Here is a 24,297-nt window from a genome sequence, read left to right on the forward strand (position 1 = left end):
CGGACGGTCACGGCACGCAGCCGCCTACGGGTCGCCCTGTCGATCTGATACGCTTGGGCCCGATTGTCCAGAACCTCGCGGCCCGTCGCGTCCGCGACGCACGGCGCGCTAGGGCCGGCAGTGGATCGCCACGATCTCGCCCGCCGCCCTGTCGATCCGATAGGCCGGGCCGGGGTCCGCCAGCGTCTCCGCGAGGCGCCGCTCCAGCGCCGCCGCCGCGTCCGGCGACAGCTCCCGGCCCAGGCCCATCCGCTCGACGGCCGTGGCTCCCAGGTCCCGGAGCAGCGCCGGCCGGTCCGAGAGCGGCAGGCGGCACCCCCGCTCCATCGCCAGGAGGCCGATGGTCGCCCGCAGGCCCTCCGTCCTCAGCGCCTCGACTCGCGCGAGCGGCCGGTCCGGCTCCCGCCCGGGCCCGCAGAGGTCGGCCCTGAGCCCGAGCGCCTCGCCCTCCGTCATGTAGCGGCCCACGGCGGACAGGTCCCGCACGGCGCGCTCGAACTCCTCCGCTGCCACGCCGGCCTCCCGGGCCTCGCCCTCGAGCACCCCAAGCGGCCGGCGGCACCCGCGTGCGAGCGCGAGCCGCTCCTCGATCCAGGGCACGGCCTCGACCTCGCGGGGAATCTCGATGCGCGGCCGGCAGGCCTCCGGCGCCAGCACGAGCGTCCGGCGGTCCGGGGACAGCGCAGCCCCGCCCGACTCGAGGAGCCCGTCCACGGCCGCCTCCAGCTCGGCAAGGTCATGGCCCATGACGGTGAAGACGCCCTCGATCCGCTCCAGCGGCATCGCGCAGTCCTGGCTCCGCAGCAGGCCCGTCACCTCGTCCCGCAGCCTCTCCTCGGCCCTCGCGCCCGGGGCGAGGAGCAGGACTGCCAGCGTCAGGAGGACGAGGCGCACGAAAAAGCCTCCCCGGAGCCGTCAGGCGATTCCCGGGAAGGCTATCACGGAGCGGCCCTCGGGCCCCAATCCTTCGTCAGGGCTCCGACCTCAGCGGTCGATGCTCCCGAACACGATGTCGAGCGTGGCGATGATCGCCGACACGTCCGCCAGCATGTGCCCCTTGGCGAGGTGGTCCATCGCCTGCAGGTGCGCGTAGTCCGCCGCGCGGATCTTCACGCGGTAAGGCTTGTTGGTGCCGTCGGCCACCAGATACACCCCGAACTCGCCCTTGGGCGCCTCGATCGCGGCGTAGGTCTCGCCAGAGGGCACGTGGAACCCCTCGGTGTAGAGCTTGAAGTGGTGGATGAGGGCCTCCATCGAGGTCTTCATCTCGCCCCGCTTCGGCGGCGTCACCTTGCCCCGCGTCAGCACGTCGCCCGGGGTCGCGCGCAGCTTGGGGATCGCCTGACGGATGATCTTGGTCGACTCGCGCATCTCCTGCATCCGGATCAGGAAGCGGTCGTAGTTGTCGCCGTTCTTTCCCACCGGGATCTGGAAGTCGAACTCGTCGTAGCACTCGTAGGGCTGCGAGCGCCGCAGGTCCCAGGGCAGGCCGGCCGAGCGCGCGATCGGCCCGGTCAGGCCCCACTCGTTCACGTCCTTCTCGGTGACGATGGCGATGTCGACGTTGCGCTGCTTGAAGATGCGGTTCTCGGTCAGGAGCTCGTCGATGTCGTCCAGCACCTGCGGGAACTTCTCCGCCCAGGCCTCGATGTCGTCGATGAGGGCGGGCGGCAGGTCCTGGTGGACGCCGCCGGGGCGGAAGTAGTTGGCGTGCATCCGCGCGCCCGAGGCCCGCTCGTAGAAGTCGAACAGGATCTCCCGCTGCACGAAGCCCCAGAGCGGCGGCGTCAGCGCGCCCACGTCCATCGCCCAGGTCGTGACGTTGAGGAGGTGGTTCAGGACGCGGGTGATCTCGGAATACAGCACCCGGATCAGCGAGGCCCGGCGCGGGATCGTCACGCCCGCCAGCTTCTCGATGGCGAGGCAGAAGACGTGCTCCATGCACATGGGCGAGCAGTAGTCGAGCCGGTCGAAATACGGGAGCGCCTGAAGGTAGGTCTTGTGCTCGCAGAGCTTCTCGGTGCCCCGGTGCAGGAGGCCGATATGCGGGTCCACCCGCTCCACGATCTCGCCGTCGAGCTCGAGGATCAGCCGCAGCACGCCGTGCGCCGCCGGGTGCTGGGGCCCGAAGTTGATGTTGAAGTTGCGGATCTTCTGCTCGCCCGTCAGCACGTCGTCGAAGCCCGTGCCGCGCACGTCGCTGCTGCGCTCGATGTCCGTGCCCCGGAGGTTCGGCCGGATGTCGCCCTTCAGATCGCCGTCCATCTCGACTCTCCTCGCCTCAGCGGTTGATGTTGGGGGACCCGGGCAGGCCCGCCTTGGCGTCGCCAGCTTTCTCGTCGCCCGGAAGCGCGAAGGCGCCACCTTCCCAGGGGCTCAGGAAGTCGAACTCGCGCCACTCGGCCGTCAGCCGCACGGGCTCGTAGACGACGCGCTTCTGCACCTCGTCGTAGCGGACCTCGTTGTAGCCGGTGAGCGGGAAGTCCTTTCGCAGCGGATGCCCGCGGAAGCCGTAGTCCGTCAGGATGCGCCGCATGTCCGGGTGGCCGGAGAACACGAGCCCGAACATGTCGAAGACCTCGCGCTCGAACCAGTTGGCGCCCGGGTGGATGGAGGTGACCGAGGGCACCATCTCCTCCTCGCCCACCTGCACCTTCAGGCGGATGCGGCGGTTCGTGTACATCGACAGGAAGTGGTAGACCAAATCGAACCGCTTCTCGCGCCCCGGCCAGTCCACCGCCGTCACGTCGATCAGCATGGCGAAGCGGCAGGACGAATCGGCCTTCAGGAACGCCACCGTCTCCAGCAGGGACCCGAGCCCCGTCTCGATGGTGAGCTCGCCGTTGCGGACCGCCTGCGACAGGATCGCGCCCTTGCCGCGCGCGGCGATGGATTCGCCCAGCGCGACGAGCGGATCGACCTGCACCTCGGGGGTCTGCGCGGGCTCGGCGGGGGCCGGGTTGTCGGCGACGGGCGTGTTGGCCATCAGGGGTCCCTCAGCGGACGATGGTGCCGGTGCGGCGGATTTTGCGCTGGAGCTGGAGGATGCCGTAGAGCAGCGCCTCCGCCGTGGGCGGGCAGCCCGGGACGTAGACGTCCACCGGCACGACGCGGTCGCAGCCCCGCACCACCGAATAGGAGAAGTGGTAGTAGCCGCCCCCGTTCGCGCAGGACCCCATGGAGATCACGTAGCGCGGCTCGGGCATCTGGTCGTAGATCTTGCGGAAGGCGGGCGCCATCTTGTTGGTCAGCGTCCCGGCCACGATGATGAGGTCCGACTGGCGCGGGGAGGCGCGCGGCGCCGTCCCGAAGCGCTCCAGGTCGTAGCGCGGCATGGAGAGGTGCATCATCTCCACGGCGCAGCAGGCGAGCCCGAAGGTCATCCAGTGCAAGCTGCCGGTCCGCGCCCAGTTGATGACGTCGGCCGTCGAGGTGACGAGGAACCCCTTGTCCTGGAGGTCCCGGTTCATCTCGCGCACGGTCACCTCGCGGTCGGCGCCGGCGGTGTAGAGCCCCGTCTGCACGCCCTCGACGCGCAGGCCGCCGGTCTGCGGCCCGCCCTGCACGAGCGACCCGCCCACCTGCTCCGGCTGGAGCCCGGCGAGCGAGACCTTGTCCCGGATGTCGTCCTTCACTGCCATTCGAGGGCTCCTTTCCGCCATTCGTAGGCGAAGCCGATGGTCAGCACGGCCAGGAAGATCATCATCGACCAGAACGCCGCCATGCTCAGCCCGCCGAAGGCCGTGGCCCAGGGGAACAGGAACGCGACCTCGAGGTCGAAGATGATGAAGAGGATGGACACGAGGTAGAACCTCACGTCGAACTTCATCCGCGCGTCGTCGAAGGCGTTGAAGCCGCATTCGTAGGCGGACACCTTCTCCGGGTCCGGGTTGCGCACGGCCAGCACCACCGCCGCCAGGATCAGGATGACCCCCAGGGCGACCGCGAGCCCCAGGAAGATGATGATGGGGAGATATTCCCTCAGAAAGCCGTCTGCCACGCGCGCCCCCAGGACAAGGGCGCGCCCTCGCGCCCAACCGGGGGCTTAGCGCCCGCCCCCGGCGGGGTCAACCAAGGCGCATCACGCCTTTGAGACAACGAGCGCGGCGGCCAGCATCGCGAGCGTCACCGGCAGCCACAACGCCCGCTCCGGCGCGGAGGGCGTCACGGCGTTCGCGACGACCGCGAGCCCGGACAGAAGGAGCACCGCCCTCACCGCCCCGCGCGGCATCCGCAGCCCCAGCACCCCTGCCCGCGCGAGCATCACGACCGCCATCCCCGCAACCAGCAGCGCGGACAGCGCCGAGAGGCCCTTCGCCGGTCCCGGCACCACCCCCGGCCAGCGCCCGCCCATGGTGAGGCTCCCCCAGGGCGCCCCGCCGATCACCGCGAGGTGAAACGCCACGACCCCCGCCGCGAGCCCCGCGAAGACCCACGCCGCCGCCTTGCCCGACATCGACCGTCCTCCATCGGGACCGAGCCTAGGCCGCCGACCGCGAGGCACGATCCGGGCAGGGATTCCGGCAAGGACCGCCGGCACGCGACGTGATAGCCTGCCGGCGTCCCATCGAAAGGCCGCTGCCATGACCAGCCGGACCTCCACCCTCGCCCGCACGGGCTTCGCGCTCGTCGTCCTGTTCTCCGCCCTCATCGCGCTCGCCTCCCTGCGTTTCCTGTTCGGAGTCGAGCCGCCCGAGCCGGTCTTCGCCAACCGCTTCCTGCCCGGCTGGTTTCCCCTCCATGTGGCGGCCGCCACGGTAGCGCTGACCCTCGGGCCGTTCCAGTTCGTCAGGCGCCTCCGCGTCGGCGTCCCCAAGGTCCACCGCTGGACCGGGCGCGCCTACGCGGTGGCCTGCCTCCTTGGAGGAACGGCGGGATTCGCCATGGCGCTCGGCGCCTCGACCGGGCCGATCTCGCAGGCCGGCTTCGCCCTCCTCGCGCTCGGCTGGCTCGGCTGCACGGCGCAGGGCTGGCGCATGGCGCTCCAGGGCCGCCACGCCACCGCCCACCGCGACTGGATGATCCGGTCCTTCGCCCTGACCTTCGCGGCCGTGATGCTCCGCATCTACCTGCCGATCACCCAGGCCATCGGCCTCCCCTTCGAGGAGAGCTACCGCGTGATCGCCTGGGCCTGCTGGGTCCCGAACCTCCTGGTGGCCGAGATCATCCTCGCCCGCACCCGACCGCGCCGCCGCGCCCTTCCGGCCTAGCGGTCCCAGATGCGCGCCTCCGCGACCTCCAGGGAGTTCCCCGCCGGATCGCGGAAGTAGAAGCTCCGCCCGCCGCCCGGCCAGGTCACCTCCGCCTCGACCTCGATGCCCTCGGCCACCAGCCTCTCCCGCCAGGCGCCGAGCCCCAGGGGCTCGGCCGCGAAGCAGAGATGCCCGGGCCCCCGCGCCCCATGCGGCGGCACGGGGAGCGGCGACTTCGGGTCCACGACCTCCGTCGCCTCCGGCCGGAACACCAGCAGCACCCCCGCGCCGACCCGGTAGAACGCGTGCCGCCCCGGCACCCTCCCGATCCGAGGGAGCCCCAGCACGCCGCCGTAGAAGGCCTCGGCCGCCTCCAGGTCGTCGACATAGACGGCGGTTTCCAGGATCAGGGCGGGCGGCTCGCGCGACATGGGTCCCTCCGGGGCGCATCCGGCCGATGGTCGCCCTGCCGGGACGTCCCGGTCAAGGCGTTCAGCTCACCAGCGCGTAGAGGATCGCGATCCGCCCCGTCGATCCCTCGTCCACCTCGATCGACTCGGGCACCGCGACGTAGCCCATCGGGGGATGCACGGTGACGACGTCCGGCACGTCGCCCACGCCGTTGCTCACCTCCACGTCCACCCGCAACCCGTTGACCGACAGGGCGAAGAACATCTGGAGGGGGTTGCCCAGCGTGAGCTCGTTGACGAAGTAGAGGTCCGCCGGATGGTCCTCGGCCGGCTCGAGACGGACGAAGGCGGGCGTCGTCTCGCCCCAGGACTGGACGCTGGGGGCGCGGTCGGGCGACTCGGCCCAGGCGGGGGCGCCGAGGGCCAGGAGGGCGGAGGCCACGGGCGTGACACGGCGCGCGAAGGGTGGCAGGAACATGGGGAGGTCTCTCCAGGGGGGCCGGGCCTGCCAGGAGACCACGGGCGTCGGCTCCGCGTCGCGGCGGAGCGGTCAGGCGGCGGAGAGGAGCGCCGGTGCCCAGGAGCCATGGAGCGACCCGATCAGGTTGCCGGACGCGAGGAGCCGGCCGGGCCGACACGGTCCGGGTGCGTGCGCCCACGCCCATTGACAGGGGGAACAACGCATGGAGCCCTGGCGTTCCCCGGCCATGAAGGTCGTTCTCCCCACCGTGATCGCGGCGCTCCTTCCCGCCCTCGCCCCGGCGCAGGAGGTCGGCCGCGTCGGCGTGGACTGGGTCGGCAACGACATCATCGTCGAGGCCCTCCCCGACCCCGAGGTCGAGGGCGTCACCTGCCACGTCGCCTACTTCGAGAGGTCCTTCATCGACCGCCTCTCGCAGGGGAACTGGTTCGAGGACCCGTCCAACTCCTCCATCGCCTGCCGCCAGACCGGCCCCATCGAGCTGGGCGACATCGACACCGGCCCCGAGGGCGAGGAGATCTTCTCCGAGCGGCAGTCGATCATCTTCAAGTCGCTGCGCGTGACGCGCATCTTCGACGAGGAGAACCAGGTGCTCATCTACCTCGTCCACGCCAACGAGGTGACCGAGGGCTCGGCCAAGATGTCGATCTCCACCGTGCCGCTCTGGAACGCCCGGACGGCCCAGCCCGCCCCGGCGCAGTAGCGGCAGCGCCCGCCATCCCACCGTCCCCGGCCCGAATCGGAGGCCACGCTCGAAGGGGGGCGGAGCCCCACCCCACAGCTCCGAATCGCCCGCGCCCTTATCACGCCCGGCCGGGGTGTTGCGTCGCCCCCTCGGGAGCATCGCGCGCCCCGCTTACCATTCGTTAACCTCTCTCCGGCATCCTGATTCGCAGACACCAGAACCAGACAGCCGGGGCCCGGCCCCGCCAGACCGAAGACCACCCCCGCCCCACGAGGGCACGCATCAGGGTGCAGGCGAGGCGGCGCGCAGCCCCGGGGACCGGAGACCATGAGCAGGCACCCCTTCGGCGCGCATCGTTGAGCCGCCCACATACCTGGCCGGGAGACCCTCCCCGGCCTGCCAATCGGCTGACCATAGACTCAAGCCCGCCGAAGAGGCGGTCCGGATAGGCTCAACATGCCCCCTCGCGCCGGGGCGGACGGAGCAACCCGGAGGCCCCGCGGGATTGAAGTGTTTGTGACGGGGGTCCTGCCCCCTTTCCGTCCATCCCCTCCCGGCCGATGTTGCACCTCGAACCGCCCGAGGGCAGGCTCGCCCTGGGGGGAGAACGTCGGGACAGGCATGGCGACGCATCTGGGACTGATCGGCGGCTCGGGCCTCTACGGGCTCCCGCTCGAAGGCGCCGAATGGCGCGAGGTGGACACGCCCTGGGGCGCCCCCTCCGACGCGATCCTGACCGGCACGCTCGACGGCCTTCCGGTCAGCTTCCTTCCCCGTCATGGGCGCGGCCATGTCCACGCCCCCGGAGAGCTCCCCTCCCGCGCCAACGTCGCCGCGCTCAAGGCCCTGGGCGTCACCGACGTCCTCTCCATCTCCGCCGTGGGCAGCTTCCGCGAGGCCATGGCGCCCGGCCACCTCGTCGTGGTGGACCAGATCGTGGACCGCACCGTGGCCCGTCCCGCCAGCTTCTTCGGCACCGGCTGCGTGGCCCATGTCTCGCTCGCCCAGCCCACCTGTCCCCGCCTCTCGGCCCTGGCGGCGGAGGCCGCCGAGGCGACCGGGGCGACCGTCCACCGGGGCGGCACCTATCTCTGCATGGAGGGGCCGCAGTTCTCCTCCCGCGCCGAGTCGCGCATCTGGCGCGACTCCTGGGGCTGCGACGTCATCGGCATGACCGCCATGCCCGAGGCCCGCCTCGCCCGCGAGGCCGAGCTCTGCTACGCCATCGTCGCCATGGTCACCGACTACGACTCCTGGCTCGAGGGCCACGGCGCCGTGGACGTCTCCGCCGTCCTCGCGGTGCTCGCCGCCAACGTGGCGCGCGGGCGCGACCTCGCCCTGCGCCTTCCCGGGCGCCTCGGCCCCGATGCCCCCGGACAGGCCCACCCCTGTCCGCATGGCTGCGACCGCGCCCTCGACCATGCGGTGATGACTGCGCCCGACCGTCGCGACCCGTCCCTGGTGGAGCGGCTCCGCGCCGTGGCGGGACGCGTGCTTTGACCCTCCGCGGGCTGCTGCTCCTCGGGCTCCTCGCGGCCGGGCCGGCGGCCTCGGCGCAGGAGGACGACTTCCTCGTCACCAGCGGAAGGCTCTCGGGCGAGGACTTCTACCGTCTCGTCGCCTGCCGCGCCCTCCCCGGCGGCCCCTGCACCGTCGATCCGGTCCGCTGGTCGCCCGAGAAGGCGCTGGACCTCAAGGTCGGCATCACCGTCCCGGCCCCCGACTACCCGCCCGAGACGATCCGGCGGATGTCCCAAGCGGTGGACCACGCCATCTCCGAGATCAACTCGGCCGGCGCCGCGCTCCACCTCCGCCGCGCGCTCGAGGGCGAGAGGCCCGACATCACCTTCCACCTCGCCAGCATCCGCGAGGGCGACGCCATCGAGGGGACCGGCGTCTGGGGCGTGGACGGCCAGGTGATCGGCGCCGCGCTGGTGACGGTCTGGTGGGACATCGGCCAGGACCTCACCGAGGCGGTGATCGTCATGGCCGAGGACCTGCCCGCCGCCGACATCCGCCCCGTCGTGCTCGAGGAGCTGACGCAGGCCATGGGGCTGATGACCGACATCCGCAACCCGACCTATGACGACGTGTCGGTGTTCTCCGAGGACTCGAACCGCGTCCTGAGGCTCGGCTCCCAGGACAAGGAGGCCCTGCGCCGCCACTACCCCCCGGCCGAGCCCTGATGTAGGACGCCCCCGTTCCCACCCCCGGAGGCGCCATGTCCGTCAAGGACTACATCCGCACGATCCCCGACTTCCCCTCGCCCGGGATCATGTTCCGCGACGTGACCACGCTCTTCGGCGACCCGAGGGGCTTCCGCATGGCGGTGGACCTGCTCCTCCACCCTTGGGCGGGCGTCCGCATCGACAAGGTGGCGGGCCTGGAGGCGCGGGGCTTCATCCTGGGCGGCGCCGTCGCGCACCAGCTCTCGGCCGGCTTCGTCCCCATGCGCAAGAAGGGCAAGCTCCCCGGCCGCACCATCGAGCAGAGCTACAAGCTCGAATACGGCACCGCGACGCTCGAGGTCCACGACGACGCCATCAAGCCCGGGGAGAAGGTCCTCCTCGTCGACGACCTCCTCGCCACGGGGGGCACCGCGCTCGCCGGCCTCACGCTGATCGAGAAGCTCGGCGGCCAGACCCTCGGCTGCGCCTTCGTCATCGACCTCCCCGAGCTCGGCGGTCGGCAACTGCTGGAAGCCGCCGGCCATCAGGTCCACGCCCTCTGCGCCTTCGAGGGGCACTGAAACGGCAACTCGTAGGGTGCGCTTCAGCGCACCTTCGCCCTATGCTTGTCCGCGAGTCGTGGTGCGCTGAAGCGCATCCTACGGTCGGTTGCCCTGCGCCCGCAGCACCGCCCCCGGGTTGAGGATGCCCCTCGGGTCGAGCGCCTGCTTGACCGCCCGCATCATCGAGAGCTTCACCGGGTCCCCGTAGCGCTCCAGGTCCCCGACCTTGAGCCGCCCGACCCCGTGCTCGGCCGCGACCGAGCCTCCCCGCGCATGGACGAGGTCGTGCACCAGCTCCTTCACGCGCCCCCGCACCGGATCGAACTCCGCCCGCGCGACGCCCGAGGGCGGGAAGACGTTGAAATGCAGGTTTCCGTCGCCCAGATGCCCGAAGCAGTTGACGCGGAACGGGCCGAGCCTCGCCAGCGCCGCCTCCGCCTCCGGGATGAAGGCCGGGATCTCGGACAGCGGCAGCGAGATGTCGTGCGAGGACACCGCGCCGATCTTCCGGTTGGCCTCCGGGATGCGCTCCCGCAGCTCCCAGAGCGCCGTCGCCTGCGCCTCGCTCGCCGCGAGCACGCCGTCGGTGACGAGCCCCCTCTCCATGCCCTCCTCGAATATCCGCTCCAGCGCCGCCTGCGGCTCCAGCCCCTCGGGCAGCCCCAGCTCCACCAGCACCGTCCAGTCCGGCACCGGCGAGAGCGGCGAGGCCCCGAGCCCCGTCTCCGCCAGGAACACGAAGCCCATGCGCCCCATGAGCTCGAACCCCTGCACCGTGTCGCCGTAACGCCCCTGCGCCAGGGCCAGCAACTCCAGCGCCACCGCCGGCGAGGGCACCGCGAGCAGCGCCACGCCCACGCGCGACGGCGGCTGCACGAGCCGCAGGGCCGCCGCCGTGATGACCCCCAGCGTCCCCTCCGACCCGATCAGCAGGTCGCGCAGGTCGTATCCCGCGTTATCCTTCCGAAGGCGCGTCAGCCCGTGCCAGACCTCTCCCTGCGCCGTGACCGCCTCGACCCCCAGGCAGAGCGCCCGCGCGTTCCCGTGCCGCAGCACCGCCGTCCCCCCGGCGTTGGTCGCGAGCAGCCCCCCGATCCGTGCCGAGCCCTCCGAGGCCAGCGACAGCGGGAACATCCTTCCCGCCCGCTCCGCCTCCCGATGCACGTCGGCCAGGATCACCCCGGCCTCGGCGACCAGCACGCTCTCGGAGGGATGCACGGCGCGGACCCTGTCCATGCGGGCGAGCGACAGGATCACCGGCGCCGGCCCCTCGGCCATGACCTGCCCGCCGACGAGGCCCGTCCCGCCCGAATGCGGCACCACCGGCACCCGTGCATCGAAGCAGGCGCGCAGGATCGCCGCGACCTCCTCGGTGGAACCCGGCGCCAGCAGCAGCCCCGTCCCCCGGAACCGCCCGCGCGGCTCGGAGAGGTGCCGCTCCTCCGCCTCGCGGAAGGCGGAGGGCGGCAGACGGTCGCGCAAGCTGTCGAGGAAGGCGGGCGTGGCGGGCTGGAGCGTCATGGCGCCCAACTTGCACCGCCCGGGGGGAGGAGCAAGCCTCAGCCGGCGTCCGTCCGCCCCCTCCGGTCCATCCGAAGGTTGGCGTAGAGCACGTGGTTGCGCCAGCGCCCGTTGATCTGAAGATAAGCCTGCGCCACGCCCTCGTACTTGTAGCCGCAGCCCTCCAGCAGCCGGCGCGAGGGCGTGTTCTCGGGCAGGCAGCCGGCCTCGATGCGGCTCAGGTCCAGCGCCGTGAAGGCGTAGTTCACCACCGCCGAGACCGCCTCGCGCATGTAGCCCTGCCGCGCGAAGGGCTGGCCGACCCAGTAGCCCGTGGTCCCCGACTGCGCGGGCCCCCGCCGGATGTTGTCCAGCGTGATCGCCCCCAAAAGGATGCCGTCCTCGCGCCGGATCAGGAACAGCGGCACCGCCGTCCCGCTGGCGATGGAGCGTCGGGCCCAGGCCACGCGGTTGGCGAAGGCGCGTCGTGTCAGGTGGTCCGGCGCCCAGACCGGCTCCCAGGGCTTGAGGAAGTCGGCCGAGTCGCGCCGCAGCGCCGCCCAGCCCGGCCAGTCGCCCATCACGGGCGGCCGCAGCACCATCCGCTCGGTCTCGATCCGGAGGTCCCGGCGGCGGAAGATCATCAGGCCGCCAGCCTGTCCCGCAGCTCCTCGAGTCGGGGCGCCGCCTCGGCGGGCCCGTAGACCGCCAGCGCCGTGCCGGTGCCCCCGGCCATCCGCGCGGCGAAGTCCTTCACGTCCTGCGTGGTCACCGCCTCGATCTTGGCGATCTGCTCCTCCACCGGCGGCACGCGCCCCCAGATGGACAGCATCCGCGCCAGCCGCTCGGCCCGGTTCGACGGGCTTTCGAGGCCCATCAGCAGCCCGGCCTTCATCTGCGCCCTCGACCGCGCGACCTCGGCGTCGGTCATGTCGTCGGCGGCGCGCCTGAGCTCGGCCACCGTCAGGTCCACGAGCTCCACGATGTCCTCGGCGCTGGTGCCCGCGTAGATCGTCGAGAGCCCCGTGTCCTCGTAGGCCCCCGCCTGGGCGAAGATCGTGTAGCAGAGGCCCCGGTTCTCGCGGATTTCTTGGAACAACCGCGAGGACATGCCGCCGCCCAGCGCCGTCGCCCAGATCTGCGCCGTGTGGATCGCCGGGTCGCGGTAGTCCGGCCCCTCCAGCGCCAGCGCGAAGTGCACCTGCTCCAGCGCCTTGATCTCGCGCCGCTCGCCGCCCCGCCACTTGGCGGGCTGGATCAGCGAGGCCTTGGGCAGCGGCGAGAGATGCCCGAACAGCGCCTCGGCCGCGCGGCAGATCGCGTCGTGGTCCACGCTTCCTGCGGCGCAGAGGATCATCTGCCCCGGCCCGTAATGCTCGCCCACGAAGGTGCGCAGGTCGCCCTTGCCGAAGGCGCTGACCCTCTCCGCCTCGCCCAGGATCGTCCGGCCGAGCGGCTGGTCCGGATAGGCAGCCTCCTGCAGCCAGTCGAAGACGATGTCGTCCGGCGTGTCGAGCGTCTGCCCGATCTCCTGCAGGATCACGCCCCGCTCCACCTCGATCTCCTCCTCCGAGAAGACCGGGTTCAGCAGGATGTCCGCGATCACGTCGAGCGCGAGGTCCACGTCGTCCTCAAGCACCCGCGCGTAGTAGGCCGTCATCTCGCGCGAGGTGTAGGCGTTGATGTAGCCCCCCACGTCCTCGATCGCCTCGGCGATCTCCAGCGCGGTGCGCCTCTCGGTCCCCTTGAAGGCCATGTGCTCGAGGAAATGGGCGATGCCGTTCTGCTCGGCCCGCTCGTGCCGCCCGCCGGCGAGGACCCAGATGCCGATGGCGGCGGACTTGAGGCCCGGCATGGACTCGGTGGCGATGCGGAAGCCGTTGGGGAGCGTGTGCAGTCGGACGGTCACGGGCGGATTCGCTCCCGGATGAGGGTTTTCAGGGCGTCGAGGTCGTTGGGCACCCGCGTCACCCGCTCTGGCCGGTCATACAGGTCGGCCATGCGGGGGGGAAGAGGGGGCCGGACGCCGGTCGCGGCCTCCACGGCGTCGGGGAACTTCGCGGGGTGGGCCGTGGCGAGCGTGACCATGGGCGTGGTGCCGAGATGGGATTCCGCGACGTGGATTCCAACCGCCGTGTGCGGGCATACCAGCTCCCCGGTCGCCGCAAGGGTCCGCGCGATGGTCGCGGACGTCTCCTCCTCAGAGGCTCGGCCCGAGTCGAACCACTCGCGCAACTGCTCGATGGCCCCCTGCCCGACCGCGAAGCCGCGCTCGGTCCGCAAGCTGGCCATGTCGTGCGCGACCGCGTGCGCGTCCCGCCCATAGGCGTCGAAGAGCGCCCGCTCGAAGTTGGAGCTGACTTGGATATCCATGGACGGGCTGATCGAGGGCGTGACGCCCTCCTTCCGATGCTCGCCCGTCACCAGCGTCCGGTGCAGGATGTCGTTCTGGTTGGTCGCGATCACCAGCCGCTCGATGGGCAGGCCCATGCGCTTGGCGATCAGCCCGGCGTAGATGTCGCCGAAGTTGCCCGTGGGCACGGTGAAGCTGACCGCCCGCTGCGGCGCCCCGAGGCTCACGGCGGCGGTGAAGTAGTAGACGACCTGCGCCAGCACGCGCGCCCAGTTGATCGAGTTCACGCCCGCGAGCTTCACCCCGTCCGCGAACACCCGGTCCGCGAACATCGCCTTGAGCGCCGCCTGACAGTCGTCGAAGTCCCCATCGAGCGCGAGCGCGTGGACGTTCGCCTCAGCCGGCGTCGTCATCTGCCGCCGCTGGACCTCGGAGACCCGTCCGTGCGGATAGAGGATGAACACGTCCACCCCCTTCAGCCCCCGGAACGCCTCGATGGCCGCGCTCCCCGTGTCCCCGGAGGTCGCGCCCACGATGGCGATGCGCCCGCCCGAGCGCGCGAGCGACGCCTGGAAGAGCTGCCCGATGAGCTGCATCGCCACGTCCTTGAAGGCGAGCGTCGGCCCGTGGAACAGCTCCAGCAGGAAGTGGTTCGGCCCGAGCTGCACCAGCGGCACCCGCGCGGCGTGGCCGAAGCCGCTGTAGGCGGCGTCGATCAGTGCCCGGAACTCCTCGTCCGAGAAGCTGTCGCCGACGAAGGGCCTCATCACGCGGAAGGCCGCCTCCTCGAAGGGGAGCCCGGCCAGCGCCGCGATCTCCTCCGGGTTCATCACCGGCACGACCTCGGGCACGTAGAGCCCGCCGTCCGAGGCGAGGCCCGTCATCATGGCCCGCTCGAAGTCCAGGGCGGGGGCCTGCCCCCGGGTGGAGATGTAGCGCATCGGCTGTCCTCTAGTCCGTCAAGCGGCCGGCTGCCCCGGCCTCGTGTCCTTCGGCCCGCGACGGACGCGGACGATCAGGGCGACGCTCATCACCGCCCAGACGGCCGCGAGCCCGAGCCAGGTGATCGCGTAGTTGAGGTGGTCGTTCGGGATGCCGGCCGTGTCCACCGGCATGGGGATCGTCCCGAGGTCGGCGCCGTCGATGCCCTTGGCGACCACCAGCACCGGCTCGGTGCCAAGGGCCTCGGCCATGGCGGGCAGGTCGCGGGCGAACCAGATGTTCCGCCCCTGGTCCGGCTCGGGGGTCCAGGAATCGGTCTCGCGCGGCCAGAGCAGGTTGCCCGTGACCGTCACCCTCTCCGCCATGCGCGGCAGGGCCTTGGCCTCCTCCGGCACGAAGCCCAGGTCCACGAGGACGCGCCGGTCGCCCGTCGTCAGCACCGAGACGACCCGGTAGCCCGGCCCCTCCCCCTGCATCGAGGTCAGCACCGGCGCCTCCTCGCCCGAGAGCGCCCCAGTCACGCGGACAGGGAGATACTGGTCCGCCTCCGGGTCCGGCGCGGCGGGCAGGTCGACGGGGGCCGAGCCGATCCGCGCCTCGATGGCGGCGATCAGCGCCTCCTTCTGGCCGAGGCGCTGCACCTGCCACGTGCCCAGGGCGCAGAGGATCGCCACGCCGACCACGCCCAGGACGATGGGAAACCAGAGCCGCTTCACCGCCACCCTTTCAAAACGGAAGCGCGCGAGGGGGTCCCCGCGCGCATCAGGGGGAACCCCGGAGGGCCGAGGTCTCAGCTCCCCCAGATGTAGACCACGGTGAAGAGGAACAGCCAGACGACGTCGACGAAGTGCCAGTACCAGGCCGCCGCCTCGAAGCCCACGTGCCGCTCGGGGGTGAAGTCGCCGCGATAGGTGCGGATCAGGCAGACGGCGAGGAAGATCGTCCCGATGATGACGTGCGCGCCGTGGAAGCCCGTGGCCATGAAGAAGGCCGCGCCGTAGATGTTGCCGGAGAAGCCGAAGGCCGCGTGGCTGTATTCGAGCGCCTGGAAGCAGGTGAACATCACGCCCAGGATCACGGCCAGCCAGAGGCCCATCTTCATGTCGCGGCGGTTGTTCTCGTGCACGAGGGCGTGGTGCGCCCAGGTCACGGCCGCGCCCGAGCAGAGCAGGATCAGCGTGTTGATGAGAGGCAGGTCCCAGGGGTCGAAGGGGACGACGCCCGCGGGCGGCCAGACGCCGTCCACCGCCGGGGATTCGGGGCCCATCGGGTACATGGCGTGCTTGAAGAAGGTCCAGAACCACGCCGCGAAGAACATGACCTCGGACATGATGAACAGGATGAAGCCGTAGCGCAGGCCGATGCGGACCACGGGGGTGTGGTCGCCCACCCGGCTCTCGGCCACCACGTCGGCCCACCAGCCGTACATCGTGTAGAGCGCCGCCACGGCGCCGATCGCGAACATCCAGGGCCCCGAGCCATGCATCCAGAGCACCGCCCCGAACAGCATGACGAAGGCCCCGACCGCCCCGGTCAGGGGCCAGATGGAGGGCGGCAGGATGTGGTAGTCGTGGTCTTTCACATGGGCCATGTCGGCGTATCCCCGTTCGGTCGCGGCGTCACTCTATGGAGGCGTCCGCGTCGGCTGTCAAAGGCCCCCCGGCGGCAGCGGAGCCGAGCGCGGCCTGCGTGCTCTCCTCGGAGGGGAGGTCGGTCTGGTAGAAGGTGTAGCCCAGCGTGATCTCGTGGACGTATTTCCCCTCCGGGTCGTCCAGCATCGCGGGGTCCACGTAGAAGCTGACGGGCATCTGCACCGTCTCGCCCGGCTGGAGGACCTGCTGGGTGAAGCAGAAGCACTCGATCTTGGTGAAGTAGCCACCCGCCGCGTCGGGCACGACGTTGAAGCTCGCCTGCCCGGCGATGGGGTGGTCGGTCGGGTTGTGGGCCTCGAAGAAGGCGAGGTTGGTCTCGCCCAGGCGCACGGACATGTGGGTCTGGGCCGGCCGGAAGCTCCAGGGCATCCCTCGGTCCACCGAGGCGTCGAAGCGCACGGTGACCGTCTTGTCCAGCACCGGGACCCCCTCGCCGGTGCCCACCGCCGTCGTGCCGGCGAAGCCCGTCACCTTGCAGAACCAACTGTAGAAGGGCACCGCCGCGAAGCTGAGCGAGCCCATGAGCACGACGAGGCCTACGGTGCCCAGAGCGGTGCGGGACTGCGGGGTCATTGGCCCGGCCCCTCCTCCACGGCCGCCTGCGGCTGCACGACATGGTCGTAGCCCTCGAACTTCATGGGATCGCCCAGCTCCAGGATCTTGACCACCGTCAGCCCGAAGATGATCGCCACCAGCCCGGCGAGGATCAGGCCCACGCCCAGGTTGCGCCCCCAGCGGCGGTTGTGAAGCTCGTGCTCGACCTTGATCGCCATGTCAGGCCCCCAGGAGGCTGCCGAGGGTCGCCTCCGCGAGGAGGGCCCCGAAGTGAAGGGTGAGGTAGAGGAGCGAGACCTTGAAGGCCCGCTTCTCGGCCGCGAATCGGTCGGCCTCGGAGTCCGCGCGGTCGCGCCGCCAGACCTGCCAGCAGGCCCCCAGGAACAGGGCGTTCAGCACCACGCTCGCCGCGAGGTAGATGGGCCCGGCGACCTCGGTGAGGCCCAGCGCCAGGGACACCGGGACGAGGAGGACGGCATAGGCCAGGATGTGGTTGCGCGTGACGCGGTCGCCGTGCGTCTCGGTCAGCATCGGGACCTTCGCCAGCCCGTAGTCCCCCGCACGAAGAGCGCGAGCGCCCAGAAGTGCGGCGGCGTCCACATGAAGACCAGCGCCACCATCAGCACCGGCGCCCAGGCGAAGGACCCGGTCGCCGCGACCCAGCCCACCAGCGGCGGCAAGGCGCCCGCGAGGCCGCCGATGACGATGTTCTGCGGCGTCCGGCGCTTGAGCCACATCGTGTAGACGACGGCGTAGAAGAAGATCGTGAAGGCCAGGAGGCCCGCCGCCAGCCAATTCGTGGCCAGCCCCAGCAGCATCACCGCGAATCCCGAGAGCGCGAGGCCCAGGGCCATCGCCTCCTCCGGCTGCACGCGGCCCGAGGGCACGGGGCGGCCCCGCGTCCGCCGCATCAGCGCGTCGATGTCGGCGTCCCACCACATGTTGAGCGCGCCCGAGGCGCCGCCGCCCACCGCGATGCAGAGCACCGCCACGAAGGCGATGAAGGGATGCACATGGACCGGCGCCGCCGCGAGGCCTACGAGCGCCGTGAACACGACGAGCGACATGACCCGGGGCTTGAGCAGCGCCCAGTAGTCGCCCATCCCGGCCTCGCCGGGGACGCTGAGGGAGTTCGGCAGGCTCGCGTCGCTCATGGGGGACTCCTTGCGGGAGGGTCGTCAGATAGGCCGAACGGCGCCCGAGGGACAGGCCCGGGCGCCGCGACTCGGTGCCGCTGTCCGGGACCTCAGGAGGCGGGCGACGGGAAGTCGACCTTGGCCTGCTGGACCCAGGCGTCATAGGCCTCCTGCGAGACGACGCGCACCTGGATCGGCATGAAGGCGTGGTCCTTGCCGCAGAGCTCCGAGCACTGGCCGAAGAAGATGCCTTCCTGCTCGGCCTTGAACCAGAGATGCGCGAGGCGGCCCGGCACGGCGTCCTGCATCACGCCGAAGGCGGGCACCTTCCAGGAGTGGATCACGTCGCCGCCGGTCACGGTCACGACCACGGTCGCGCCCACGGGGACCACGACGTAGGTGTCGGTGGCGAGCTTGAACTGCTGGTCCGTGAAGCCGGCCTCCTGGAGGGCCGCGCTGATGTCGGGGTTCAGGTTCCCCTCGCCGTAGCCGATCATGTAGCTGTCGAAGGAGATGGCCTCGTCCGGGTAGTCGTAGTGCCAGAACCACTGGTAGCCGGTGACCTTGATGTGGATGTCCCCCTCGGGGATCTCCTGCTGGTCGAACAGCACGGGGAGCGAGAAGGCCCCGATGAAGACCAGGATGACGATCGGCACGATGGTCCAGGCGATCTCGAGCGGGGAGTTGTGCGTGAAGCGCGCCGGGGTCGGGTTCCGCCGCTCGTTGAAGCGGAAGATCACGACGACGAGCAGCAGCATCACGAACAGCACGATGGCCGAGATGATCCAGAGCACCATGCCGTCGAGCCAGTGCGTGTTCTCGGCGACGGTGCTCATGGCGGGCTGGAGCGCGATGCCGCCCTGGTGCGGCTGGCCGATGACCGGCAGCCCGTCCACGACGAGCCCCGCGCCCGAGTTGTCCGCGGCCTCCTGCGCCCAGGCGGCGCCGCCGAGGAGGGTCGCCCCCGTGGCGGCGGCAAGGGTTCTGAAGGTCTGGAGCAGGCTCATGGGCAGTCCTCAAGGGGCGGCGATGATATGACGGAGGCGTGACGGGCCCCTGTCGGTCGGCTGCCTCATCCCATATCCTTGGGGGCATAACAAGCCGCCCGATGCCGTGCCCGCATCCTCCGGCCCCAGACTCACGAGGAGTTTCCGATGGCCTCCGCCCCCTTCCGCCCCTTCGACGACCTCCTCGACCGGGACGCCGCGCTTCGCCGCCTGCGCGACGCCGTGGCGGGCGCCGACGACGGCGAGCTCTTCCTCGAGCGCCGGCGCGGCGAGGTGCTGGGCTTCGATGACGGCCGCCTGAAGACGGCGAGCTTCGACGCCTCCGAGGGCTTCGGCCTGCGCGCCGTCAAGGGCGAGACGGCCGGCTACGCCCATTCCACCACCATCGACGAGCCCGCGCTCGCCCGCGCCGTGGCGACGGCCCGGCTCGCGGTGGGCTCGGGCGGCGGCACACTCGCCGCGCCTCCGCCCAGGACCAACAGGCGCCTCTACGGCGACGAGGACCCCATCGAGGGCGCGGCCTTCGCCCTCAAGGTCGAGACCCTGCGCGAGATCGACACCTTCGCGCGAGCCCTCGACCCCCGCGTGGTGCAGGTCAGCGCGAGCCTCGCCGCCTCGCTCCAGGAGGTCGCGATCCTGCGGCCCGAGGGCGACCTCGTCACCGACATCCGCCCCATGTCGCGCCTCAACGTCTCGGTCATCGTCGAGGAGAACGGCCGGCGCGAGGCCGGCGGCCATGGCTCGGGCGGGCGGCACGGCCTCACCGGCCTCATCGACCGCGCCACCTGGGAGTCCACCACGCGCGAGGCGCTCCGCATCGCCCTCGTCAACCTGCGCGCCGAGGCGGCGCCGGCCGGCGTCATGGACGTGGTCCTCGGCCCCGGCTGGCCGGGCATCCTCCTCCACGAGGCCATCGGCCACGGGCTCGAGGGCGACTTCAACCGCAAGGGCACCTCGGCCTTCGCGGGCCTCATGGGCCAGCAGGTCGCGGCCAGGGGCGTGACGGTCCTCGACGACGGCACGATCCCCGACCGGCGCGGCAGCATCACCGTGGACGACGAGGGCACCCCCTCGAACCGCACGGTGCTGATCGAGGACGGCATCCTCGTGGGCTACATGCAGGACCGCCAGAACGCCCGCCTCATGGGCGTGACCCCCACCGGCAACGGCCGGCGCGAGAGCTTCGCCCACATCCCCATGCCGCGCATGACCAACACCTACATGCTCGCGGGCGACGCCGACCCCGCGTCCATGGTGGCCTCGCTCAAGGACGGCATCTACGCCGTGGGCTTCGGCGGCGGGCAGGTGGACATCACCTCCGGAAAGTTCGTCTTCTCCTGCACCGAGGCCTACCGCGTCCGCAACGGCCAGGTGCAGGAGCCCGTCAAGGGCGCGACCCTGATCGGCGACGGCGCGACGGCGCTCAGGCAGATCCGCGCCATCGGCAACGACCTGAGCCTCGACCCCGGCATCGGCAACTGCGGCAAGGCCGGGCAATGGGTGCCGGTGGGCGTGGGCCAGCCGAGCCTGCTGATCGGCGGGCTGACGGTGGGGGGCGCCGCCGCCTGACGAGATCGTGACGGGCTTGGCAGCGCCGGGCCCGTCACACCCTCGACAGGACCAGCCCCGCCGCGACCAGCACCACGGACAGGACCCGCGTGAGGCTCAGCTCGCGCACCGGCAGCCCGAAGGCCCCCCAGGTGTCGAGCACCATGGCCCCCAGCATCTGCCCCAGGATCACCGCCGCGATCATCGTCACGACGCCCAGGCTCCCGACGCTCCAGAGCGCCCCCCAAACGTAGAGCGCACCGAGCGCCCCGCCGAGGAACTGCCAAGGCGCCGCGCGGCCTACCGCTAGGAAACCGCCTGCCTGCCCCAGAACGACGGCGATGAAGGTCAGGATCAGGCAACCCGTCCCGAAGGAGATCGCGGCGGCCGGCACGCTCGCCCCCAGGGACCGCCCGAGCGCGGCGTTGACCGGGGCCTGCACGGCCATCGAGGCACCCGCCGCCACGAGGACGCCCATCGCCACCGCCGCCATCCCGTTCATGTCACGCCCTCCCCGGCCGAATCGCACCCGGCGATCCAGCGCCTTCGCGCCGGCAGCCGCAAGGCGGCTCGCCGGACGTTGCCCTCGCGCTATTCCTCCGTCGGAAGCGCCCGGAGGGACATGATGGACCAACCCGAACCCCACCACCTCCCGCCGTCCACCCCCTTCCCCAACTCCCCCCTCCCCCTCCTCGTCTACCACGACGCCCTCCCCTCCGACCCCGCCGCCGTCGAGTCCCTCTTCGCCCGCCACGGCTGGACCGCCGCCTGGGTGAACGGCGTCTACCCCTTCCACCACTGGCACTCCTCCGCCCACGAGGTCCTCGGCTGCACCCGGGGCCAAGCCCGCCTGCGCCTCGGCGGCCCCGAGGGCCTCCTCCTCGACGCCATCCCCGGAACGGTGCTGGTGATCCCCGCCGGGGTCGCCCACTGCAACGAGGGCTCATCCCCCGACTTCCAGGTCGTCGGCGCCACCGACGGGGGCCGCGACTACGACATCGTCCGGGGTGCCCCCACCGCGCGCCAGCGGGAGAACCTCGCCACGCTCCCCCTGCCCAAGTCCGACCCCGTGCATGGGCCGGGCGGTCCCCTCCCCCGACTCTGGCGGACCTAAAGGCCCTTGCTCCGCGCGCCCCGCGCCCCACCCTCAGACGCGTCATGCCCCCCCTGCGCCCCCTCCTCGCCCGGATCGAGACCCGGACCCTCCTCGCGGTGCTCCTCATCGCCGCCGCGCTCTGGACCTTCGGCGGCATCGCCGAGGAGATGGCCGAGGGCGATACCCACGCCATCGACACCGCGCTCCTCCTCGCGCTCCGCGTCCCCGGCGACCCCGACGATCCGCTCGGGCCGCCCGCCGTCGAGACCGCCATGCGCGACATCACCGCGCTGGGCGGCATCACGGTCCTGGCCCTCGTCACCGCCGCCGTGGTCGGCGCCCTCGCGATCCGGGGCCAGCGCCGCTCGGCCGCCTTCCTCGCCGTCGCCGTGGGCAGCGGGCAGCTCCTGTCCCACGTCGCCAAGAGCTTCTTCGACCGCCCCCGTCCCGACCTCGTCCCCCACGCGACCGAGGTGCTGTCCTCCTCCTTCCCCTCCGGCCATTCCATGATGGCCGCCGTGACCTGGCTCACCCTCGCCGTGATGCTCGCCCGGGCGGAGCCCAAGCGGCGCATGAAGGTCTACTGGGTCACGCTCGCCGCGCTCGTCACCGTCGCGGTGGGTGTCTCGCGCGTCTATCTCGGCGTCCACTGGCCCTCGGACGTGGCGGCGGGCTGGACATTGGGCGCGGCCTGGGCCCTCCTCTGCGCGCTCGTCGCCCGCTGGCTCGAACGGAAGGGCGAGATCGAGCCCGAACGCGGAGGACAGCCCTGATGTACGGCCTCATCAACCGGTTCACCACGCATCCCGGCCGCCGGGACGAGCTCATCGCCGCGATGACCGGGGATGCCGGCCCCCTTCCCGGTTGCCGCAGCTTCGTCGTGGCCAAGGACCCCGCCGATCCGGACGCCGTCTGGATCACCGAGGTCTGGGACAGCGAGGAGGACTGGCGCGCCTCGCTCGATCTCCCCGCCGTCAGGGCCAGCATCGACAAGGCCCTGAGCCTGATCGCGAGCTTCGGCGAGCGCACCGTCACCCTTCCGGTCAGCCTACGTCCCTGACCGGCGGGAACCCCCGGCCCCCCACGCGGGTTGCGCACCGATGCAGCAGCGGGAGGGCCCCAGCATGGCCGGCATGGCGCAGACCTTCGCGGAGGCCCTCCAGCGCACGGAGGAGGGCCGCGACCCCGACCCGCTCCTCCAGCTCTTCGCGCCCGACGCGGAGCTGTCCAACTACGCGCGCCGCGAGTCGGGGATCGAAGGCGCCCGGCGCTTCTGGTTCAGCTATCTCGAGCAGTTCTCCGACATCCGCTCGCGCTTCATCCGGATCATCGAGGACGGCGGCCAGGCGGCGCTGGTCTGGACCTCCGTGGGCACCCTCAAGGGCGGCCAGCCCATCAGCTATTCGGGCGTGAGCGTCATCGAGGCCGAGGACGGCAAGGTCCGCCGCTTCGAGACCTACTACGACTCCGCCGCCTTCCTGCGGCCGGAGGCGGCATCGACCGGGGGCTCGTGACCGTCCCGGGGCCGACGACGCGGATTCGGGCATCAGCCTCGCGGCCCTTGGGACCCGACCAGCACGGACCGCCCTGGCCTAGGGCGGGCGTCAGGCCGCCACGCCCGGCTGGCCGTCCCCGCGTCGCTGGCCCACGTCGCGGCGGGCTGACGCCCATCCTGTGAGGTCCCCCCGATCCGCAGCCTCTCCGCACAACGATCAGGCCCTATGTCCCCCGGGCGAGGCCCCTGGCGCCCGCCCGTTTTCCCGCCCGCGTTCACTGTTTGTTAACCTTCTTCTGCTATCCAGAAGGTCCGCCGCCACGGAGGACCCGTCATGCCCATGCCTTCCCCCCTGCCCCGCGCCCCGGTGGCCGAGGACGAGCGCATCGACTGGCTGCGCCTCCTCCGTTCCCGCCGCGTGGGCGTCGTCACCTTCATGCGCCTGCTGCGCGAGCATGGGTCGGCGCGCGAGGCCCTCCGCGCCCTCCCCGCCATCGCCCGCGCCGCCGGGGTGGAGGACTACGCCCCCTGCCCGGAGGGGGTCGCCCTCAAGGAATACAAGGCCGGCACCACCTTGGGCGCCCGCCTCCTCCTGCGCGGCGACCCGGCCTATCCGGCGCTGCTCGACCTCCTGCCCGACGCGCCGCCGCTCCTCTGGGCACTGGGCGATGCGGGGCTGCTGGCCCGCCCCATGGTAGCGCTGGTCGGCGCCCGCAACGCCTCCTCGCTGGGGCTCCGCATGACGCGGATGCTGGCCGAGGGGCTCGGACAGGCCGGGATGGTCGTCGTCTCGGGCCTCGCGCGCGGCATCGACACCGCCGCCCACAAGGCCGCGCTCCCCACCGGCACCGTCGCCGTGATGGCCGGCGGCGTGGACCACATCTATCCGCCCGAGAACGAGGTCCTGGCCGAGGAGATCGCCGCGAAAGGCCTCCGCCTCTCCGAGCATCCCATCGGGATGGAGCCGCAGGCCCGTCACTTCCCGGCCCGCAACCGCATCGTCTCGGGCCTCTGCCACGGCGTCGTGGTGGTCGAGGCGGCGGAACGCTCGGGCACCCTCATCACCGCCCGCAGCGCCGCCGACCAGGGGCGCGAGGTTCTGGCCGTGCCCGGCCACCCGATGGACCCCCGGGCGGCGGGCTGCAACCTCCTCCTCCGCGACGGCGCGACCCTCGTCCGCTCGCCCGAGGACATCCTGGAGGCCCTCGCCGCCTCGCTCGCCCGCCCCGAGGGGCTGCCGCTGGCCGAGCCTGCCTCCAAGGCCGACTCCTCCTCGCGCCCGCCAGAGGTCGCCCGCCGCACGGCCCGCTCCATGCCACCCATCGCGCCCACCCCCTCCGGCGACCTCCGCGCCCTGATCCTCGACCGCCTCGGCCCCTCGCCACTGGCCGAGGACCAACTCATCCGCGACCTCGGCGCCGGGGCCGCCGCCCTCGCCCCCGCCCTCACCGACCTGGAGCTCGAGGGGCGCATCGTCCGCCAGCCCGGCGGCCTCCTGGCCCTCGCCGCCTGAG

General features: G+C 71.7%; 29 protein-coding genes and 1 pseudogene. 11 read left to right on the forward strand and 19 right to left on the reverse strand.

Going from position 1 to position 24,297, the window contains the following annotated elements:
- Positions 1–108: 108 nt before the first annotated feature.
- From RUMESO_RS14135 to RUMESO_RS14160, 6 genes are all read right to left on the reverse strand, one after another.
- A complete protein-coding gene (locus RUMESO_RS14135; protein ID WP_037281198.1) occupies positions 109–894 on the reverse strand; it encodes a hypothetical protein in 786 nt (261 codons plus the stop codon).
- A 90-nt stretch (positions 895–984) separates the two neighbouring features.
- Positions 985–2,196: an NADH-quinone oxidoreductase subunit D gene (locus RUMESO_RS14140; RefSeq protein WP_037281284.1), complete on the reverse strand. Its 1,212-nt coding sequence runs from the start codon at positions 2,194–2,196 to the stop codon at positions 985–987.
- Between the two features lie 85 nt (positions 2,197–2,281).
- Complete coding sequence (locus RUMESO_RS14145; protein WP_082484071.1) at positions 2,282–2,986, reverse strand: NADH-quinone oxidoreductase subunit C; 705 nt, start codon at positions 2,984–2,986, stop codon at positions 2,282–2,284.
- Positions 2,987–2,996: 10 nt separating this feature from the next.
- The gene (locus RUMESO_RS14150) at positions 2,997–3,470 is read right to left on the reverse strand and encodes a NuoB/complex I 20 kDa subunit family protein (RefSeq protein WP_051521352.1); all 474 of its coding nucleotides are present in this window, start codon (positions 3,468–3,470) and stop codon (positions 2,997–2,999) included.
- Between the two features lie 161 nt (positions 3,471–3,631).
- Positions 3,632–4,000: an NADH-quinone oxidoreductase subunit A gene (locus RUMESO_RS14155; protein WP_245639285.1), complete on the reverse strand. Its 369-nt coding sequence runs from the start codon at positions 3,998–4,000 to the stop codon at positions 3,632–3,634.
- A gap of 81 nt (positions 4,001–4,081) precedes the next feature.
- Positions 4,082–4,456 carry a hypothetical protein gene (locus RUMESO_RS14160; protein WP_037281199.1) on the reverse strand — a complete coding sequence of 125 codons (375 nt, stop codon included), beginning with the start codon at positions 4,454–4,456 and terminating at the stop codon, positions 4,082–4,084.
- A gap of 127 nt (positions 4,457–4,583) precedes the next feature.
- Here RUMESO_RS14160 and RUMESO_RS14165 point away from each other — a divergent pair, with 127 nt between their 5' ends.
- Entirely contained in the window at positions 4,584–5,210 is a 627-nt protein-coding gene (locus tag RUMESO_RS14165; protein ID WP_037281200.1) for a DUF2306 domain-containing protein, read from the forward strand.
- On the opposite strand, the gene RUMESO_RS14170 is transcribed toward RUMESO_RS14165, so the two are convergent.
- Together RUMESO_RS14170 and RUMESO_RS14175 are read right to left on the reverse strand one after the other, a co-directional pair.
- Positions 5,207–5,623, reverse strand: a complete 417-nt coding sequence (locus RUMESO_RS14170; protein WP_037281201.1) for a VOC family protein — start codon at positions 5,621–5,623, stop codon at positions 5,207–5,209. The two genes, RUMESO_RS14165 and RUMESO_RS14170, sit on opposite strands and share 4 nt — an antisense overlap.
- 61 nt (positions 5,624–5,684) lie before the next feature.
- Complete coding sequence (locus tag RUMESO_RS14175) at positions 5,685–6,080, reverse strand: hypothetical protein (RefSeq protein WP_037281202.1); 396 nt, start codon at positions 6,078–6,080, stop codon at positions 5,685–5,687.
- A 229-nt stretch (positions 6,081–6,309) separates the two neighbouring features.
- Here RUMESO_RS14175 and RUMESO_RS14180 point away from each other — a divergent pair, with 229 nt between their 5' ends.
- The 4 genes from RUMESO_RS14180 (at position 6,310) to RUMESO_RS14195 (ending at position 9,517) form a co-directional block, all read left to right on the forward strand.
- Positions 6,310–6,786: a CreA family protein gene (locus RUMESO_RS14180; protein ID WP_037281203.1), complete on the forward strand. Its 477-nt coding sequence runs from the start codon at positions 6,310–6,312 to the stop codon at positions 6,784–6,786.
- A 603-nt stretch (positions 6,787–7,389) separates the two neighbouring features.
- Entirely contained in the window at positions 7,390–8,268 is an 879-nt protein-coding gene (locus RUMESO_RS14185; RefSeq protein WP_037281204.1) for an S-methyl-5'-thioadenosine phosphorylase, read from the forward strand.
- Entirely contained in the window at positions 8,265–8,954 is a 690-nt protein-coding gene (locus RUMESO_RS14190) for a hypothetical protein (RefSeq protein WP_037281205.1), read from the forward strand. The genes RUMESO_RS14185 and RUMESO_RS14190 overlap by 4 nt, the downstream gene beginning before the upstream one ends.
- A gap of 35 nt (positions 8,955–8,989) precedes the next feature.
- Positions 8,990–9,517, forward strand: a complete 528-nt coding sequence (locus tag RUMESO_RS14195) for an adenine phosphoribosyltransferase (protein ID WP_037281206.1) — start codon at positions 8,990–8,992, stop codon at positions 9,515–9,517.
- Between the two features lie 78 nt (positions 9,518–9,595).
- Here RUMESO_RS14195 and RUMESO_RS14200 read toward each other — a convergent pair whose 3' ends face one another.
- The 10 genes and pseudogenes from RUMESO_RS14200 to coxB all read right to left on the reverse strand — a co-directional run bounded on the left by RUMESO_RS14200 (position 9,596) and on the right by coxB (position 18,644).
- Positions 9,596–11,020 (reverse strand): FAD-binding oxidoreductase, encoded by a 1,425-nt coding sequence (locus RUMESO_RS14200; protein WP_037281288.1) that lies wholly within the window; start codon positions 11,018–11,020, stop codon positions 9,596–9,598.
- A 38-nt stretch (positions 11,021–11,058) separates the two neighbouring features.
- Positions 11,059–11,643 (reverse strand): GNAT family N-acetyltransferase, encoded by a 585-nt coding sequence (locus RUMESO_RS14205; RefSeq protein WP_037281207.1) that lies wholly within the window; start codon positions 11,641–11,643, stop codon positions 11,059–11,061.
- Entirely contained in the window at positions 11,643–12,908 is a 1,266-nt protein-coding gene (locus tag RUMESO_RS14210) for a M16 family metallopeptidase (protein WP_037281208.1), read from the reverse strand. Before RUMESO_RS14210 ends, RUMESO_RS14205 begins: the two co-directional genes overlap by 1 nt.
- On the reverse strand, positions 12,905–14,293 hold the full coding sequence (gene thrC, locus RUMESO_RS14215; protein WP_037281209.1) for a threonine synthase: 1,389 nt from the start codon (positions 14,291–14,293) through the stop codon (positions 12,905–12,907). The genes RUMESO_RS14210 and thrC overlap by 4 nt, the downstream gene beginning before the upstream one ends.
- Before the next feature lie 18 nt (positions 14,294–14,311).
- On the reverse strand, positions 14,312–15,010 hold the full coding sequence (locus RUMESO_RS14220; RefSeq protein WP_037281210.1) for an SURF1 family protein: 699 nt from the start codon (positions 15,008–15,010) through the stop codon (positions 14,312–14,314).
- A gap of 74 nt (positions 15,011–15,084) precedes the next feature.
- Positions 15,085–15,885 (reverse strand): cytochrome c oxidase subunit 3, encoded by an 801-nt coding sequence (locus tag RUMESO_RS14225; protein ID WP_037281211.1) that lies wholly within the window; start codon positions 15,883–15,885, stop codon positions 15,085–15,087.
- 28 nt (positions 15,886–15,913) lie between these two features.
- Positions 15,914–16,519, reverse strand: coding sequence for a cytochrome c oxidase assembly protein (locus tag RUMESO_RS14230; RefSeq protein ID WP_051521335.1), 606 nt, complete (start codon positions 16,517–16,519; stop codon positions 15,914–15,916).
- On the reverse strand, positions 16,516–16,719 hold the full coding sequence (locus tag RUMESO_RS14235; protein ID WP_037281212.1) for a hypothetical protein: 204 nt from the start codon (positions 16,717–16,719) through the stop codon (positions 16,516–16,518). The genes RUMESO_RS14230 and RUMESO_RS14235 overlap by 4 nt, the downstream gene beginning before the upstream one ends.
- 1 nt (position 16,720) lies before the next feature.
- A pseudogene (cyoE, locus tag RUMESO_RS14240) lies at positions 16,721–17,655 on the reverse strand (heme o synthase).
- Positions 17,656–17,747: 92 nt separating this feature from the next.
- Entirely contained in the window at positions 17,748–18,644 is an 897-nt protein-coding gene (gene coxB, locus RUMESO_RS14245) for a cytochrome c oxidase subunit II (protein WP_037281213.1), read from the reverse strand.
- A 147-nt stretch (positions 18,645–18,791) separates the two neighbouring features.
- Between coxB and tldD the strand changes: the two genes are divergently transcribed.
- Complete coding sequence (tldD, locus tag RUMESO_RS14250; protein ID WP_037281214.1) at positions 18,792–20,213, forward strand: metalloprotease TldD; 1,422 nt, start codon at positions 18,792–18,794, stop codon at positions 20,211–20,213.
- 34 nt (positions 20,214–20,247) lie between these two features.
- On the opposite strand, the gene RUMESO_RS14255 is transcribed toward tldD, so the two are convergent.
- Complete coding sequence (locus tag RUMESO_RS14255) at positions 20,248–20,694, reverse strand: DMT family transporter (protein ID WP_037281215.1); 447 nt, start codon at positions 20,692–20,694, stop codon at positions 20,248–20,250.
- A gap of 120 nt (positions 20,695–20,814) precedes the next feature.
- On the opposite strand from RUMESO_RS14255, the gene RUMESO_RS14260 reads away from it, so the two are divergent.
- The 5 genes from RUMESO_RS14260 (at position 20,815) to dprA (ending at position 24,296) form a co-directional block, all read left to right on the forward strand.
- Positions 20,815–21,306: a cupin domain-containing protein gene (locus RUMESO_RS14260; protein ID WP_051521336.1), complete on the forward strand. Its 492-nt coding sequence runs from the start codon at positions 20,815–20,817 to the stop codon at positions 21,304–21,306.
- 44 nt (positions 21,307–21,350) lie between these two features.
- A complete protein-coding gene (locus tag RUMESO_RS14265; protein ID WP_037281216.1) occupies positions 21,351–22,061 on the forward strand; it encodes a phosphatase PAP2 family protein in 711 nt (236 codons plus the stop codon).
- Positions 22,061–22,348: a putative quinol monooxygenase gene (locus RUMESO_RS14270; protein ID WP_037281217.1), complete on the forward strand. Its 288-nt coding sequence runs from the start codon at positions 22,061–22,063 to the stop codon at positions 22,346–22,348. Before RUMESO_RS14265 ends, RUMESO_RS14270 begins: the two co-directional genes overlap by 1 nt.
- 64 nt (positions 22,349–22,412) lie before the next feature.
- On the forward strand, positions 22,413–22,802 hold the full coding sequence (locus tag RUMESO_RS14275; RefSeq protein WP_037281291.1) for a nuclear transport factor 2 family protein: 390 nt from the start codon (positions 22,413–22,415) through the stop codon (positions 22,800–22,802).
- A 315-nt stretch (positions 22,803–23,117) separates the two neighbouring features.
- Complete coding sequence (gene dprA, locus RUMESO_RS14280; RefSeq protein ID WP_037281218.1) at positions 23,118–24,296, forward strand: DNA-processing protein DprA; 1,179 nt, start codon at positions 23,118–23,120, stop codon at positions 24,294–24,296.
- Position 24,297: the final 1 nt, after the last annotated feature.

This window comes from Rubellimicrobium mesophilum DSM 19309 (genome assembly GCF_000600335.2).
Classification (GTDB): domain Bacteria; phylum Pseudomonadota; class Alphaproteobacteria; order Rhodobacterales; family Rhodobacteraceae; genus Rubellimicrobium; species Rubellimicrobium mesophilum.